This window comes from Candidatus Dormiibacterota bacterium, from assembly GCA_035532835.1.
Lineage (GTDB): Bacteria > Vulcanimicrobiota > Vulcanimicrobiia > Vulcanimicrobiales > Vulcanimicrobiaceae > DAHUXY01.
On record DATKQG010000075.1, the window covers coordinates 1 to 14,597 of the forward strand.

A 14,597-nucleotide genomic window follows, 5' to 3' on the forward strand; every position below is an offset into this window, starting at 1 on the left:
TCGGTACTGCGTACCATGATGGAGCACACAGACGAAACGTCCCGGCCGGTGTTGGAGGCCCTGATGAACGTCGTTCACCCATCGAAAAGCGCGCGCGTTGCGTGATCCCGAGCATTGCGATGAGTGCGGGCATTCGATAACACTTCACGACAGCAATGGATGCTGCGTCCGCTACCCGGGAACGCTGCAGAGTCCGCCGCGTTCGTGTGATTGCAAGTTGCCGTACGAGACGCTGCGCCTTCGCCGCCTCACCTGAGGCTGCGCGCTCAAATAGGCGTGAAATGGGTACAGACCCCTCATGACGCCGCGTAAGTCGTTCGTGCTTATTCTTAATGCCCGTTCCGGCGGGAGTTCCGCGGGCGACGACGGTGCCGAGCTCCTGCGCGAGCGGGGCTGCGAGCTTTCGATCGTGCGCTCAGGCAGTCCCGAGGAAACCTTAAAAACTATTCGCGAGGCGGGGGATGTTGCGGGCATCGTCATCGGCGGAGGGGACGGTACGGTTTCGCTTGCGCTCCCTGCGCTGATCGAACGCGGGTTGCCGCTCGGAATACTACCGCTCGGTACCGCGAATGATTTTGCGCGCAGCATCGGTGTTGCCGAGATGAAGGCGGCATGCGATGCGATCGCGCAAGGCGCGCTGCGCTCCATCGATCTGGGGGCCGCGAACGGGAGGCCATTTCTCAACGTAATCGCGCTGGGCCTACCCGCGCAGGCTGCGCGCGAGTTAACCGCCGAGCGTAAGCGCCGGTTCGGCATGTTTGCGGCGCTCGCGGCCGCTCCGAGCATCGCCCGCCGGCGTCACGTCTTTACCTTGAACGCCACGATCGACGGCGACACGTTGCGGGCTCGTTGCGAGGCCGTCTTGCTTGGCGCCGGGCGCTACGTGGGCGGTTTCCCAATCGCATACGAAGACCTCGACGACGGCAAACTGCACCTCACGGTGTGTCGAGCGCTCTCGGCATCCGAAGTGCTCTCGCTCGCGCTATCGACGTTGTTCCGAAGGCTACCGCAGGACGATCGCATTCTCGAGCGGACCGCGGTGTCGGTGATGCTCGAGACTGCCGTGCCGATGGATGTTGCGATCGACGGAGATATCTGCGCAAAGACGCCGGTCGACGTGCGCATCCTCGCGAGCAAATTGCGGGTGTTTGCGCCCGCTACGGCGAGCTGACGAGCGCGGCCGCGCCGAGATGATCGATGAATTTCTCGGTCGCGTTTGAATGGGCGACGCCCTCGCGAACGACGATCGCGAGTTCGCGCGTCAACTCAAGGTCGCTCACGGGCAGCGCGCGGATCGAGCCGATGCGCTCCCACCGGCGCGCCGATACTTCCGGCATGAAGCTTACGCCCAGGCCGGCTTCGACCGCACCGACGATCGCATCGTTGCTGTTGAGCGAGAGCGCGATATCCAGTTCCGGAAAGCGGGTGCCGAGGCGCTCTTCGATGAGCGAACGCGTTCCCGAGCCGTCCTCGAAGAGCACGAACGGGTCGCTGACTAATTCCGCGAACGTGATGTCTTCACGCTCGGCAAACTCGTGCGTTGCGGGCAGAATGGCCAGAAGCCGATCTATTCCGAAACGATGGATGGCCAAGCCTTTCTTACCGAACGGCAACGCCACCAGCGCGGCATCGATTCTGTCCGACGCTAGCCACATCTCGGCGTCGCGGCGATTGCCCGTCAGCACTTCGAGGCGAATCTTTGGGAATTGCTCGCGAAACGATGCGACGATGCGCGGCAACACCGTATCGGTGATGGTGCGCGTCGACCCGATCACGACGTGCCCGGCCACATCGTCGATGCGGTCTTGCACCTCGCGTTCGAGGGTATCGACCAGCCGTAGCAGTTCGAGCGCTCGGTCGTAGACCGCTCGTCCCGCGGCGGTCGGTTCCCACCGCCCGTGGACGCGTTCAAGCAAGGTGACGCCTACCGCGCGGGTAAGCGTCGCCAACTGTGCCGAGACGGCCGATTGCGCGAGAAACAGGCTTCGCGCGGCCGCCGAAATGTTGCCGGTCTCTACCACGCGCACGAAGGTTTGCAGAAGGGCGCAGTTGATAGACGACGCGAGCGAGGATAGGACTTGATCCGAACGGCTCACGAAGCGAGGCTTCTCGTAAGGCAGCCCTCCCCCTTTTCTCAACCGCGGCTTACGCCGTTGCGAGAATCGGCCGATCCTCGATAGCTTGGTCGTACTGCCCTAGGGCAGCGGCCGCATTGCACGCCGCGCGATGCGCCAGTATCGCTTGGGCTCGGGGCACTTCACGCGGGCTCCCGCGCCATGCGTTCAACGCCGCTTGCTGCAGGGCGCGCCCGTAGGAGAACGTGAGGAGCCACGGGCGTTCCAGCGCAATGGCGTTCATCGCCTGCAGGTGCTGCGTCGAGAGAACGTCATCTAGGCCACCCGAAAGAAATGCGACACCCCCGACGTTTGCCGGCACGTTCGCGAGCAAGGCCTCAAGGGTCGCTTTGGCTACCTCCGCCACGCTTGCGCGGTGCGAGGACCGCAGACCGGGCGTTACCATGTTGGGCTTGAGGACGATCCCTGCCAGGTCGACCTCCTCGGCGTCGAGCGCTTCGAAAACGTGTTTGAGCGCTTCGCGGGTCACGGTCGCGCAACGCTCGATGTCGTGCGTGCCGTCGGCCAAGACCTCCGGCTCGACGATCGGCACCAGGCCGGCCGTTTGCGCGGCCTTTGCGTAACGGGCGAGCGATTGCGCGTTGGCACGCAGCGCGCGCGGCGTCGGCGTTTGCTCCGAAATCGCAATCACCGCGCGCCACTTGGTGAATCGCGCGCCTAAGATGCGATACTCTTCCAGGCGTTTGGGCAGGCCGTCGAGGCCCTCGGTGATGAGTTCGCCGGGCGATCCGGCAAGCGGCGCGGTGCCGGTATCAACCTTGATTCCGGGAAGAATCCCCGCGTCGTTCATCACCCGTACGAACGGCACGTCGTCGGCGGTGGATTGCCTCAGCGTTTCGTCGTAGAGAATCGCACCGCTGACCCACGCGCCCAGCCCCGGCGTGGTCAGCAGCAGTTCGCGATACGCTCTGCGTGCATCTTCGGTCTCGGCGATATGCAATGCCGCAAAGCGCGCGTTACACGTCTTGTTACTCTCGTCGATTGCAAGTATGCCGCGCCCAGCGGAGACGAGCGAGCGCGCGGTGGCCGCGAGTTCAGATGAGTGTGACATCGGCGATCCTCTCGAAGCGTGGTGAGCGTGAGCGATGACGCTGGCCGCACTATAGCGTCAAATGTCGCACGCGCTCAAGCCCTCGTGCACGAAAGGTCGGTTTTCGAGCGCGAACGGTGTTACCGAGCGCGCTAGGCGCCCAAGCTCGAGCGCAACTTGCGCACGTGGTTGCGGCTGACGGGGACCGTGCTGCGCGCGCGATCGTCGACCCTCACGCTGGAAGTTCCAGCGAACGAAGGGCACACTTCCACGACGTGCCGCACGTTGACGAGGTAGGCGCGATGAACGCGCATGAAACCGTGCGCTTCGAGCAGGCGTTCGCAGGACGCAAGCGATCCGCGATACCGAGCGGTTTCGTCGTACAGGTGAATGGCGATTCGGTGTCCGCTGGCCTCGACGAAGCGAACGTCGTCGATCGAAACCATCTTGGTCGAAGCTCCGAGCTCGACGGCGATCCGCGACGGCGGCGCCGGCGGTGACGGCGCTTGCGGGCTGCCGGTACGCTTGATGCGTTCCAATGTCTTGGCCAAGCGTGCCCCGTTCACGGGTTTGAGCAAGTAGTCAACGGCCGCATGTTCGAAGGCGGCGAGCGCGTAGTCTTCGTGGGCGCTCACGATAATCACCGGCGGGGCATCGGCGATGGATTCGAGCCGCCGCAGCGCTTCGATGCCGCTCAGCCCCGGCATATGAATATCTAAAAAGAGCACGTCGAAGGGCCGTTCGCGTAGTGCGCTCAAGGCCGCGGTAGCCGTTTCGACCTCAACGATGTCGCACGGCGAAACGACGTCGCGCAATACGAAGGCCAGTTCCGCGCGAACGAGCGCCTCGTCGTCGCAAATGAGCGCGCGCAGCATCAGGCGGGAATCCGGAAACGCGCGGTGACGCCTTGCCCGGGTGACGACGCCACCGCGAGCGCAGCGTCCGCGCCGAAGAGTAAGCGCAGCCGCCTGTCCACATTCGAGAGGCCGATCCCGAGCCCGTCGCCGATGCCCACGTCCAGCACGTGCTCCAGGCGCTCCGGGGAAATCCCGACGCCGTCGTCGGAGACCGCGATGGTTGCGCCCGCCTCGGTGCGGTGCGCCCGGATCGTTACCGTTCCGTCGCCGCCGCGCGGTGCCAATCCGTGCCCGATCGCATTCTCCACCAGCGGTTGGATGGAGAGCACCGGGACGCGCGCTTCGAGCAAGGATGCGTCGATGTCGTGGACGATGCGCAAGCGTTCGCCGAAACGTGCGAGCTCGAAACGCGTATAGCGGTCGGTCTGCTCGAGCTCTTCGCGCAGCGTCACGAGCTCGCCGTGATTCGCAAGCGTGTGGCGAAAAAAGTCGGCGAAATCCACCAGCAGATCGTGAGCCCGCAGCGCATCGATACGGGTAAGCGCAGCGATGGTGGTGAGCGTGTTGAACAAAAAGTGCGGCGAGATCTGCGCGCGCAGCGCACCTAATTCGGCTTCGTGCACCAATTGTGCGCGCGCATCGAGTTCGGCGATCTCCAGGTAGACGCCGAACACGCGGGCTAAACCGGCCGCGATGCGCTCGTCGCGCTCGTCGAACGGCGTCCCCCACGCGTGGTAGAGTTTGAGCGCTCCGACGATCGAGGTTCCGGCGACGAGCGGTGCGATGATCGCCGAAGAAAGCGGACAATCGGGAAACGGGCAGCCGATGTCGTCGCGATGGCGGGTGGTTGCGATGCGCCCGGTGCGCAACGCATCTTGCGTGAAGCGCGTGAGGTTGGGCATACCTTCGCGATGATGTTCGAATCCGGCGCCGGCGAATGCGAGGATACGCTCGGGAAGGACGACCGCCGCCGCGTCGAGCCCGAGCGAGCGGCGCAAGAGCTCTGCGGTGGCGCGGGCAGATTCGGTATTCAGCCCGGCCCGTAACAGCGGGAGCGCCTGCACGAGCAACTCGAGCAGCGTCTCGTCCGCCGACGGGCGCGGTAGCTTAGCCATGCGCGTAGCCTATCACATGCCGTCAACGCTCGGGCGTTGCGAACACCCCCGTCTCCACGGCATGCGCGACGAATCGCAAGGCGGCGCGCGAGAGCGTGCGCTCCGCGCTAGCGAGCAGATGGATATTGCGCGCGAGCGGCGTTGCGGGCGACGGAAGGATCACCAACTGGCCGGCCTCGATATCGCTCGCAACCGCATCGTGCGAGATCAGCGAGATGCCGAGCGCCGCGCGCGCGCACGCGCGAACGGCCCCGTTCGATCCGACCGATCGCACGGGCGGCGCGATCGCGAGCGTCGCAAAGAGTTCTCGCGTCGCGGCGCGCGTACCCGATCCCGACTCGCGCAGCAGCCACGTCGCGGTGCCGATGTCCGCGTGCTCGGAGCGGGGTGCGCCAACGATCACCAAATCGTTGTGCCGCGAGGCCAGGATGCGGCAGGCCGGCGATACGGGCGGACGCCCCGCAATCGCAAGCTCCACCTCGCCGTGCCCCAAGCGGTCGAACAATCGCTCGCGGTTGTCGACGTCCAAATCGACGTCGCACTCGGGGTGGGCGCGCACGAAGCTCTCCAAGAGCGGCGGTACGAACGATTCCGCGGTGGTCGTCACGGCGGTAATGCGCAGGCGCATCGCGCGGCGGTCGCTTCCCACGGCATCCTTCGCCTGTTCGAGCAGCGCCATCGCTCGGCGCCCCAGGGATTCGAGTTCGCGTCCGTCCTCGGTCAGGCGGACGCCGCGGCCCGCGCGTTCGATCAGGGTGCAGCCGAACTCGCGTTGGAGCTCTGCCACGGCCATCGAGACGGCGGGGGCCGAGAGGTCGAGCCGGGCCGCCGCGGCGCGGATCGACCCCAGCTGCGCGACCTCGAGGAAGATCTGCATGTTGCGTAGCGACTTCATAGGTAATGTTTTACTTAACTGTTCATGCGAAAAAGCCCCTTGATACTGAAGTGTGGGGGTCGCATAGTAGCGGGAGCACCGATGAAGTGAGGTTTCCATGGCCACTGCGACCACGACCAACGGCTCGATCGAACGCTGGGATTCCGGCGTCATCCCGTACGCGAAGATGGGCTACTACGAGCCCGATTACGAGCCCAAATCCACCGACGTCCTCTGCGCGTTCCGGCTGGTACCGCAGGAAGGCGTCGACCCGATCGAAGCCTCTGCGGCAGTGGCCGGTGAATCCTCAACGGCGACTTGGACGGTCGTTTGGACCGACCGGCTCACGACGTACGAGCATTACCAGGCAAAGTGCTATCGCGTCGATCCGGTTCCGGGTACCGACCAGTACATCGCCTATATCGCCTACGATATCGATCTGTTCGAAGAGAACTCGATCGCGAATCTTACCTCGTCGATCATCGGCAACGTGTTTGGATTCAAGGCGCTCAAATCGTTGCGCCTGGAAGACATGCGCATCCCCGACGTGTATATCAAAACCTTTCAAGGTCCGGCGCACGGCATCGTTACGGAGCGCGAGATTCTCAACAAATACGGTCGCCCATTATTGGGCGCGACGACGAAACCGAAGCTCGGGCTTTCGGCGCGCAATTACGGTCGCGTGGTGTACGAGGCGTTGCGCGGCGGCCTCGATTTCGTCAAAGACGACGAGAACATCAATTCGCAACCCTTCATGCGGTGGCGCGACCGCTTCTTGTATTGCCAGGAAGCCGTCGAACGCGCGCAAGCCGAGACCGGTGAGATCAAGGGCCACTACATGAACGTCACCGCGGGCGATATGGAGAGCATGTACGAGCGTGCCGATTTCGCCAAAGAGATCGGTTCGCCGATCGTGATGATCGATTTGACGATCGGATACACCGCCATTCAGTCGATGGCCAAATGGGCCCGCAAGAACAGCGTGATCCTGCATCTGCATCGTGCCGGGCACTCCACCTATACGCGGCAGAAGACGCATGGCGTCAATTTCCGCGTGATCTGCAAATGGGTGCGCCTGATGGGTGTCGATCACATTCACGCCGGCACGGTCGTCGGCAAACTCGAGGGCGATCCGCATAACGTGGCGGGCTATTACGATTCGCTGCGTCTGGACCACGTCGAGCGCAACTTGCTGCACGGCATCTACTTCGACCAGGATTGGCTCAGCATGCCCGGCGTGATGCCGGTCGCATCCGGCGGCATCCATGCGGGGCAAATGCCCCAGTTGCTGCACCTCTTGGGCGAGGACGTGGTGCTGCAATTCGGCGGCGGGACCATCGGCCACCCCGACGGCATCGCCGCGGGTGCCACCGCGAACCGCGTCGCCGTCGAAGCGATGATCAAAGCGCGCAACGAAGGCCGCGACGTCCTCGCCGAGGGGCAAGAAGTGCTCGAACGCGCCGGGCGCCGTTGCAAGCCGCTCGAGCGAGCGCTGCAAGTCTGGAAAGACATCAGCTTCGAATACACCTCCACCGATACGCCGGACGTCCTTGCGACGCCAAGTTATTAGAACGGAGCTCCAGCATGCATCTCACGCAGGGAACGTTTTCGTATCTCCCACCGCTCACCGACGACGAGATTCGCGCGCAGATCGATTACGCGCTCGCGAACGAATGGCCGATCTCGATCGAGCACACCGACGACCCGCATCCCCGCAACGTGTATTGGGAGATGTACGGTCAGCCGATGTTCGACGAACGCAACTCCGAAAAGATCATGGCGGAACTGGGTAAAGCTCGGCAAGACTTCGGAAACGAGTACATTAAAATCAATGCCTTCGATCGGAGCCTCGGGCGCCAGACGCTCGCGCTGAGTTTTATCGTGAATCGTCCGAGCGACGAACCGGGCTTCGCATTAGAGCGCACGACCTCAACCGATCGCATTCAACGCTACACGCTGCGCTCGTACGCCCTCGATCGTCCGAAAGGATCGCGCTATCGCCCCGAATGATCCGGCCGAACGCATCGACCTCACCGAGATGTTTCGCTTGGCGAACGTCGATGAGGTCATCGCGCGTCTGGATCGGGAACTGGTCGGGCTCGCGCCGGTAAAGCGACGCATTCGCGAAATCGCTTCGCTGCTCGTGGTGGACCGCGTCCGCCGCGAGCACGGCCTCAGTGCGGAAGCGCCGCCGCTGCACATGAGCTTTACCGGCTCGCCCGGGACCGGTAAGACGACGGTAGCGATGCGGATGGCGGAGATCCTGCACAACCTCGGCTACATTCGCCGCCCGACGGTCATCGCCGTAACGCGCGACGATCTGGTCGGGCAATTCATCGGGCATACGGCGCCCAAGACGCGAGAATTGCTCAAGCGTGCCAAGGGCGGCCTGCTCTTTATCGACGAGGCGTACTATCTCTACCGGCCCGAAAACGAGCGCGACTACGGGCAAGAAGCGATCGAGATTTTGCTCCAGGTGATGGAGAACGAACGCGACGATCTTGTCGTCATCCTGGCCGGATACGCGGACCGGATGGAGACGTTCTTCACGAGCAATCCCGGAATGCGCTCCCGGATCGCGCACCACATCGATTTCCCCGACTATGGGGCGCAAGAATTGCTCGCGATCGCCGATATGATGTTGGCCGGCCAGCAGTACCATTTCTCCGAAGACGCGCGCACGGCGTTTGCCCAATACCTGGAATTGCGCATGCAGCAGCCGAATTTCGCAAATGCCCGCAGCGTTCGTAACGCGCTCGACCGCGCTCGGTTACGCCAGGCGAATCGCTTGGTGGCCGCCGGGAGCATCGAGGTAGCGGCATTGAGCGAGCTGGCTTCTAGCGACGTTCGCGGAAGCCGCGTGTTTGCCGCCGGCGTATCGCCCGTGCCGCCCCCTGGGGTATTGCCCTAATAACGGTGATACCGCCTATGGCCAGGCCTGATGGGCGCATACATGATTCACGCGCAGAGGTGCCGTAGTCCCAACCTTCAAGGGGAGGGTTTATGCACGATTTTACGCCGATCTCCGCCGTCATAGGCGGCGTTTTCATCGGTCTGGCAGCCACGCTCTATTTGCTGTTTTCAGGGCGGTATGCCGGCATCAGCGGCATCCTGCGCGGTGCCGTTTTTGGTGAAGACGACCGCGGAATGGACCTGCTGTTCATTATCGGCTTGCTGGCCGGCGGCGTTCTCTGGGCCCTTTTTGCCGGTAAACCCGACGCGCTCGGGGCGCCGCTGCCGCTAGTGGCGGTCGGGGGCGTGCTGGTCGGTCTTGGGACCTGCATCAGTCATGGCTGCACCAGCGGCCACGGCGTCTGCGGCTTGGGCCGCAAATCCGCCAGCTCGCTGGCCGCGGTCGCGACCTTCCTGGTTACCGGAATCGCGACCGTCTTCGTCATTCACCATCTTGGGGGGGTGCCGCTTCCATGAAACGCTTGAGCGCAGTCTTGTGCGGCCTGCTCTTCGGCCTGGGCCTGTCCATCTCCGGAATGGATCTGCCGTCGAAGGTCCTTGGATTTCTCAACGTGGCGGGCCGCTGGGATGCGAGCCTGCTGTTCGTACTCGGAGGAGCCGTCGCGGTCACGGCGATTGCTTTCCCGTTAGTTCGGCGCCGTGCAAAGCCGCTGTACGACGCATCCTTCGAACGCATTGCGCCCGAGCGCATCGACGTCCCGCTCCTCGGCGGCGCGGCGCTGTTCGGCGTCGGCTGGGGCATGACGGGCTACTGCCCGGGGCCCGGCATCGTCGCCTTGACGCGACTGGCACCTGACGCCATCGTCTTCGTCGCGACGTTCCTCGTTGGGTCGTTGATCTACCGGGTGTATGTCCGGCGGTCGGCACGTGGAGCTATCGAGCGCGCGAGCGATCTCGGGTGAACCTATCAAACGTGCTCCTAGACCTCATCTATGGGGCCGCGATCGGATTCGCGCTCGGCCTCACCGGCGGCGGCGGATCGATCATCACGCTTCCCGTACTGGTGTACTTAATCGGCGAGTCGGTACATGAAGCGATCGGCACGTCGCTCGTCGTCGTGGGCGGGATCGCCGCCCAAGGCTTTCTCGCGCAGCGTACCAACGTGCGGTTCGGGAGCGGGTTGATCGTCGGGCTGCTGGGCGTTATCGGAAATATTCCGGGTTCGATTCTTGCAGGCCACGTCTCGGGCGAGCTCTTGCTCTTGCTCTTCGCCGGTTTCATGTTCGTATCGGCGTTCGCGATGCTGTTCATACGCCTTCCGGACCACGTCGAGGGTGCGAAACCGCATTGGCTGATGGTGGCGGTCGTCGGCGCGGTGCTCGGATTCCTCACGGGGTTCCTCGGCGTCGGCGGTGGATTTCTCATCGTACCCGCGCTGGTATTCGCACTGGGCTTCTCGATGCGTAACGCGATCGCGACCTCGCTCTTCGTAATCTTCGTGAATACGGTCGTCGCCCTCGGGTCGCGTTTCGGGCACGCGCCGATCGCTTGGTTTGTCGCACTCCTGTTATTCGCGGGCGGCTTCGCCGGGAATGCCTTGGGAGCTAAGCTCGCGAAGAGTCTGGATCACCGCTTGTTAAAAACGATCTTCGCAGTATTCGTTATGGCCGTCGGTGCGTTCACGGGCCTGAGCGCGCTGCATATCATTCCGATCAATGTTAAATAGCGACCGAAAGGATCTCCACGCATTATGACGCCTGAAATCGAACCACGCGACGTTCCCGCACGCATAAAAAACGGCGCGTTCTTGCTCGATGTCCGAGAACGCGACGAATGGGAAGAAGGGCATGTCGGCGGAGCCGTATGGATTCCGCTAGGGCAGTTGCAGGCCCGTTTAAGCGAGATCCCGGCGGACCGCGACATTATCTGCATGTGTCGTTCGGGGCGCCGTAGTGAGAAGGCGTGCACGGTGATCGAGAAAGCTCGAGGCAAGGGGCACGCCGTCATCAATATGGCCGGCGGAATACTGCGCTGGGCCCAATCAGGTCTGCCGATCGAATCGTAGGGATTAAACCCCCGCAGGCACGACCGTCGGATAGCCGGCTGCATTGTACGCGTTCATGCCGCCGTCAACGTTGATGAGGTTGGCGAATCCCGCCGATTCAAGAATCGACGTCGCAATGCTCGAACGGTAGCCGCTCCCGCATATCACATACGTCGTCGCATCGCGATCGAGGTGCGGAATGTGCCGCATGATCTCCGCTAAAGGCACGGATTCTGCGCCTGCAACCGTACCCGTCGCGAATTCCGCGGGGCGGCGCACGTCGAGTAGATGCAGCGGTTCCTTCGAAGTCGCCACGAGCTTGTAGAAGTCGTCGATCGGTAGTTGAAGGGTGCCGGCGGTAGGTAACCCCGCATCTTTCCATGCGTGGAATCCGCCGTCGAGGCCGCCCACGACCGAGGTAAATCCTACCCGGGCGAGCCGCGTCAGGGCTTGCTCCATCGATTCGTCGCTCTCGGCAACGAGGATCAGCGGTCGATCGAATTCGATCATGGTCCCGGCCCACGATGCGAACTGGCCGTCCAAGCCGATGTTGAGCGATCCCGGGATATGCATGGGTCCATAGATTTCGGAGGGGCGAACGTCGAGCAGCAACGCTCCGCGGTTCCATTGCGCCATCACCTCTTCCGGCGAAAGTTTACGGAGCGCGGGCAGCGCGCCGAGCGCCGGCGCGCCCTCGCGGTTGAGCGCAACGTCCTTCGAAAAGTATGTCGGTGCTTCGGGCAGGCCGGTGGTCATCATTCCGATGAAGTCGTCCTTGCTCATCGGCTTGAGCGCATAGTTCTCCATACGTTGCGCACCGATTGTCGACCACGTTTCCTGCGACATATTGCGCCCGCACAGCGAACCCGCGCCGTGCGCCGGATAGACTTCGACCGAGTCGTCGAGCGTTAGCAGCTTCTGGTGTAACGAGTCGTAGAGGAGCCCGGCCATCTGTTCGGCCGTAAAGCCCCTGGATCCCGACAGATCCGGGCGACCGACATCGCCGATGAAGAGCGTATCGCCCGTGAAGAGTCTCTTAGGAGCCGACGCGTCGGATCGGTCTTCCATCAAAATGGAGATCGCCTCCGGCGTATGCCCCGGCGTCTCGAGAAAATGCATGCGCAGGGAACCTGCGTCCAACGTGTCGCCGTCGCTGACGGCGACGTGTTCGAAGCGCGCCCCGGCGCGGTGGCTCATGACGATTTTCGCGCCGGTGCGCTCGGCGAGCTCCTTGTGCCCGCTCACGAAGTCGGCGTGGAGATGCGTTTCGATCACGTAATCGATCGTCAATCCTTGCGCCTTGGCTTCGTCGACGTACTGATCGACGTCGCGCTGCGGATCGATCACCACCCCGTGCCCACCGGATCCGATGAGATACGATGCGTGCGAGAGGCAGCCGAGATAAAACTGTTTGAAATACATGGGAGCTCCTAGGCTTTGCCCTTCATCATGAGGTTCCAGTACATCCATGGCAGGGCGTGGAGTTTGAGCATATACATGCTCCAGCGTTCCTTTGTGGTGTCGATCATCGGGATCGACGGCGTCGGATTTCCATCGTAATCGAATTCGGCCAAAATCAGCTTGCCGTATCCGGTAATGAGGGGGCACGACGCATAGCCATTGTAGCGCGCCTTGAGGGGATGATGGTGCATCTGGGCGAGCAGATTCTCAACCACGACGGGCGCCTGCCTGCGAACCGCAGCGCCGGTTTTGGAGTTGGTCGTACTCCCGGCGTCGCCGAGCGCAAAAATATTTGGGAAATCCGGATTCTGCATCGTATGTTGATCGACGCGCAGATACCCTTTGGTTGGGCCGTCCGGCTGGGCCAGCAGGTCGTTCGTTTTGATGAAATCCGGCGCGCTCTGCGGTGGCGTCACGTGAATGAAATCGAACGGTACCGTGACGCGAGTTTTGTCCGGATCGTTGACGATTTCGAAGGTCGCCTCGTGTTTCGCTCCATCGACGGCGACTAAATTGTGGTTGAACATCGTGTGGATACCGTAACGCGCGACAACCTTGTTGAGCGGCGCTTGGTAATGCTTCACGCCGAAGATCGCGGGGCCCGCCGTCGCGTAGAAGATCTCCGCTTGAATGCCGTGCTTCCTGAAATAGTCTGCCGCGAGATACATGATTTTCTGCGGTGCGCCCGCGCATTTGATCGGCCCGGCCGGGAACGTGAAGAGGGCTCGGCCACCCTTGAAGTTTTTGATGTACTCCCACGTTTTAGGGGCGAGTTCGATATCGTAGTTGCTGGAGACGCCGTTGCTGCCGAGGGTTTCGCAGAGGCCGGTAACCCGGTTCCAATCGAGTTGCAGGCCGCACGCGACCACGAGGTAGTCGTACGTCAAGCGGGTGCCGTCGCCGAGGGTCACCGCGTTTTCATTCGGGTCGATGGAGGTGGCACGGTTCTGGATCCACGTCACACCGGAGGGGATAAAATCGGCCTCTTTGCGGACGGTCTCGGAAGCCGATAGGACGCCGCCGCCCACGAGGGTCCAAAGCGGCTGATAGTAATGCTCTTGCGAGGGTTCGACGATGGCGATGCCCTGCGTACCGCGGTTTCGGAGCTGAGCGGCAACGCAGATTCCCGCGGTGCCTCCGCCCAGGATCAGGATGGGAAAGTGCGTGTTAGCCGGTGTCGCGAGCGGGCGCTCTGCCGTCGTCGTGGTCGTCATCTCTATACTCTCCTCTGTCCGCAAGATGCAGGAACAGTCGCAATGGTTCTACCCGATGCATAGGAGTTCTGGCGAGCGGGCATCAGGCTTTGTGATGGGCGGTATTTTAGCCCTTACAGGGCGGCTCGGCCCGCAGCTTCTGCATGTCCACGTCGAGCAGCTCCCAGAACAGTTCGGCGCCGCTGTAACCGGTAATGCGAGCTACTTCGTTACCGCAGTGCATGAGGACGAACGTGGGCGTGTAGATCACGCCTTTGATACTCTGAAGATCGGCCGGGCGCGGTGCGTGCAAATCCACGCGCCGCAGGGGTGCGTGCTTTCCTTCGTCGGTCGAGTTATACGAAGGCCCGATATCCCGGTTCCAAGCCGCGCAGTACGGGCACCCGACCTGTTCGAACATCACCAACTGGTCCGCGCGGGCGGTGGCGTACGACCCGAGCGTCAGCGCAACGAACGCCAGAGCCAGGCCCAGCCAGAGTCTACGGACGGACATAGTACCAGCCTTGCGCTTCGCGCTCGATAATCGCCGGAATCCCGCTTGGCACCAGGGTGACGCCGGGGAGAAGATCGGCCGCAGTTTTGTGGATCGTGTCGAGGGTGTTCTTGCACGCGAGAACCTCGACGCCGATCGCGACGAGCCCCTCGATGCGTTCGGCAACCGGGGAGCCTTTGAGCACGGAATGGATGCCGGGCCCGTACACGACCAAGGCGATTTTAACGTCGTCCGCGCCGTAGTAACGCTGCACGTTGCCGACGTTGCCGATTACTTCGTTCACGCGGGCGGGCTCGTTTTCGGAGAGGCTCAGGACGACTTTGCGAGGATGATCGAATGAGGGCGGGACGTAGCCGGCATCGCTACCTGTGGTCTGCGCGAGCGCGGGGCAGGCGCCCAGCGAAAGCGCGACCGCGAGCGCCGCTACGATCGTTACGACAAATCTACGCATGCGAGGCTCC

17 protein-coding genes are annotated in these 14,597 nt (G+C 62.8%); 8 read left to right on the forward strand and 9 right to left on the reverse strand.

The genetic code is table 11. The features are described from left to right. Positions 1-298: 298 nt before the first annotated feature. Positions 299-1,171 (forward strand): diacylglycerol kinase family protein, encoded by an 873-nt coding sequence (locus VMW12_09310; protein HUZ49915.1) that lies wholly within the window; start codon positions 299-301, stop codon positions 1,169-1,171. Here VMW12_09310 and VMW12_09315 read toward each other — a convergent pair. The 5 genes from VMW12_09315 to VMW12_09335 form a co-directional block, all read right to left on the reverse strand. Next, the gene (locus VMW12_09315) at positions 1,158-2,096 is read right to left on the reverse strand and encodes a LysR family transcriptional regulator (GenBank protein ID HUZ49916.1); all 939 of its coding nucleotides are present in this window, start codon (positions 2,094-2,096) and stop codon (positions 1,158-1,160) included. The genes VMW12_09310 and VMW12_09315 overlap by 14 nt on opposite strands. Before the next feature lie 49 nt (positions 2,097-2,145). Further along, entirely contained in the window at positions 2,146-3,186 is a 1,041-nt protein-coding gene (locus VMW12_09320; GenBank protein ID HUZ49917.1) for a class I fructose-bisphosphate aldolase, read from the reverse strand. A 131-nt stretch (positions 3,187-3,317) separates the two neighbouring features. Then, on the reverse strand, positions 3,318-4,040 hold the full coding sequence (locus tag VMW12_09325; GenBank protein ID HUZ49918.1) for a LytTR family DNA-binding domain-containing protein: 723 nt from the start codon (positions 4,038-4,040) through the stop codon (positions 3,318-3,320). Further along, on the reverse strand, positions 4,040-5,137 hold the full coding sequence (locus VMW12_09330; protein HUZ49919.1) for a histidine kinase: 1,098 nt from the start codon (positions 5,135-5,137) through the stop codon (positions 4,040-4,042). Before VMW12_09330 ends, VMW12_09325 begins: the two co-directional genes overlap by 1 nt. 22 nt (positions 5,138-5,159) lie before the next feature. Next, a complete protein-coding gene (locus VMW12_09335) occupies positions 5,160-6,032 on the reverse strand; it encodes a LysR family transcriptional regulator (protein HUZ49920.1) in 873 nt (290 codons plus the stop codon). A 97-nt stretch (positions 6,033-6,129) separates the two neighbouring features. Between VMW12_09335 and VMW12_09340 the strand changes: the two genes are divergently transcribed. From VMW12_09340 to VMW12_09370, 7 genes are all read left to right on the forward strand, one after another. Then, positions 6,130-7,581 carry a form I ribulose bisphosphate carboxylase large subunit gene (locus VMW12_09340; GenBank protein ID HUZ49921.1) on the forward strand — a complete coding sequence of 484 codons (1,452 nt, stop codon included), beginning with the start codon at positions 6,130-6,132 and terminating at the stop codon, positions 7,579-7,581. A 14-nt stretch (positions 7,582-7,595) separates the two neighbouring features. Then, positions 7,596-8,021 (forward strand): ribulose bisphosphate carboxylase small subunit, encoded by a 426-nt coding sequence (locus tag VMW12_09345; GenBank protein ID HUZ49922.1) that lies wholly within the window; start codon positions 7,596-7,598, stop codon positions 8,019-8,021. Further along, entirely contained in the window at positions 8,008-8,922 is a 915-nt protein-coding gene (gene cbbX, locus VMW12_09350; protein ID HUZ49923.1) for a CbbX protein, read from the forward strand. Before VMW12_09345 ends, cbbX begins: the two co-directional genes overlap by 14 nt. Before the next feature lie 92 nt (positions 8,923-9,014). Next, the gene (locus VMW12_09355; GenBank protein HUZ49924.1) at positions 9,015-9,440 is read left to right on the forward strand and encodes a YeeE/YedE family protein; all 426 of its coding nucleotides are present in this window, start codon (positions 9,015-9,017) and stop codon (positions 9,438-9,440) included. Then, positions 9,437-9,886 carry a DUF6691 family protein gene (locus VMW12_09360; protein HUZ49925.1) on the forward strand — a complete coding sequence of 150 codons (450 nt, stop codon included), beginning with the start codon at positions 9,437-9,439 and terminating at the stop codon, positions 9,884-9,886. The genes VMW12_09355 and VMW12_09360 overlap by 4 nt, the downstream gene beginning before the upstream one ends. Further along, positions 9,883-10,650 (forward strand): sulfite exporter TauE/SafE family protein, encoded by a 768-nt coding sequence (locus tag VMW12_09365; protein ID HUZ49926.1) that lies wholly within the window; start codon positions 9,883-9,885, stop codon positions 10,648-10,650. The genes VMW12_09360 and VMW12_09365 overlap by 4 nt, the downstream gene beginning before the upstream one ends. A 24-nt stretch (positions 10,651-10,674) precedes the next feature. Further along, positions 10,675-10,989, forward strand: coding sequence for a rhodanese-like domain-containing protein (locus VMW12_09370; protein ID HUZ49927.1), 315 nt, complete (start codon positions 10,675-10,677; stop codon positions 10,987-10,989). A gap of 3 nt (positions 10,990-10,992) precedes the next feature. Here the strand turns inward: VMW12_09370 and VMW12_09375 are convergent, their stop codons facing one another. From VMW12_09375 to VMW12_09390, 4 genes are all read right to left on the reverse strand, one after another. Further along, on the reverse strand, positions 10,993-12,390 hold the full coding sequence (locus tag VMW12_09375) for a rhodanese-like domain-containing protein (GenBank protein ID HUZ49928.1): 1,398 nt from the start codon (positions 12,388-12,390) through the stop codon (positions 10,993-10,995). An 8-nt stretch (positions 12,391-12,398) separates the two neighbouring features. After that, a complete protein-coding gene (locus tag VMW12_09380) occupies positions 12,399-13,643 on the reverse strand; it encodes an FAD/NAD(P)-binding oxidoreductase (protein ID HUZ49929.1) in 1,245 nt (414 codons plus the stop codon). 106 nt (positions 13,644-13,749) lie between these two features. Further along, positions 13,750-14,136, reverse strand: coding sequence for a thioredoxin fold domain-containing protein (locus tag VMW12_09385; protein ID HUZ49930.1), 387 nt, complete (start codon positions 14,134-14,136; stop codon positions 13,750-13,752). Further along, positions 14,123-14,587 carry a DsrE family protein gene (locus VMW12_09390; GenBank protein ID HUZ49931.1) on the reverse strand — a complete coding sequence of 155 codons (465 nt, stop codon included), beginning with the start codon at positions 14,585-14,587 and terminating at the stop codon, positions 14,123-14,125. Before VMW12_09390 ends, VMW12_09385 begins: the two co-directional genes overlap by 14 nt. Positions 14,588-14,597: the final 10 nt, after the last annotated feature.

Coding starts and splice junctions, on each gene's coding strand:
- VMW12_09355 (HUZ49924.1), top strand. CDS start 9,015: ATGCACGATTTTACGCCGATCTCCGCCGTCATAGGCGGCGTTTTCATC.
- VMW12_09325 (HUZ49918.1), bottom strand. CDS start 4,040: ATGCTGCGCGCGCTCATTTGCGACGACGAGGCGCTCGTTCGCGCGGAA.
- VMW12_09320 (HUZ49917.1), bottom strand. CDS start 3,186: ATGTCACACTCATCTGAACTCGCGGCCACCGCGCGCTCGCTCGTCTCC.
- VMW12_09345 (HUZ49922.1), top strand. CDS start 7,596: ATGCATCTCACGCAGGGAACGTTTTCGTATCTCCCACCGCTCACCGAC.
- VMW12_09375 (HUZ49928.1), bottom strand. CDS start 12,390: ATGTATTTCAAACAGTTTTATCTCGGCTGCCTCTCGCACGCATCGTAT.
- VMW12_09330 (HUZ49919.1), bottom strand. CDS start 5,137: ATGGCTAAGCTACCGCGCCCGTCGGCGGACGAGACGCTGCTCGAGTTG.
- VMW12_09380 (HUZ49929.1), bottom strand. CDS start 13,643: ATGACGACCACGACGACGGCAGAGCGCCCGCTCGCGACACCGGCTAAC.
- VMW12_09385 (HUZ49930.1), bottom strand. CDS start 14,136: ATGTCCGTCCGTAGACTCTGGCTGGGCCTGGCTCTGGCGTTCGTTGCG.
- VMW12_09310 (HUZ49915.1), top strand. CDS start 299: ATGACGCCGCGTAAGTCGTTCGTGCTTATTCTTAATGCCCGTTCCGGC.
- VMW12_09340 (HUZ49921.1), top strand. CDS start 6,130: ATGGCCACTGCGACCACGACCAACGGCTCGATCGAACGCTGGGATTCC.
- VMW12_09360 (HUZ49925.1), top strand. CDS start 9,437: ATGAAACGCTTGAGCGCAGTCTTGTGCGGCCTGCTCTTCGGCCTGGGC.
- VMW12_09390 (HUZ49931.1), bottom strand. CDS start 14,587: ATGCGTAGATTTGTCGTAACGATCGTAGCGGCGCTCGCGGTCGCGCTT.
- VMW12_09335 (HUZ49920.1), bottom strand. CDS start 6,032: ATGAAGTCGCTACGCAACATGCAGATCTTCCTCGAGGTCGCGCAGCTG.
- VMW12_09370 (HUZ49927.1), top strand. CDS start 10,675: ATGACGCCTGAAATCGAACCACGCGACGTTCCCGCACGCATAAAAAAC.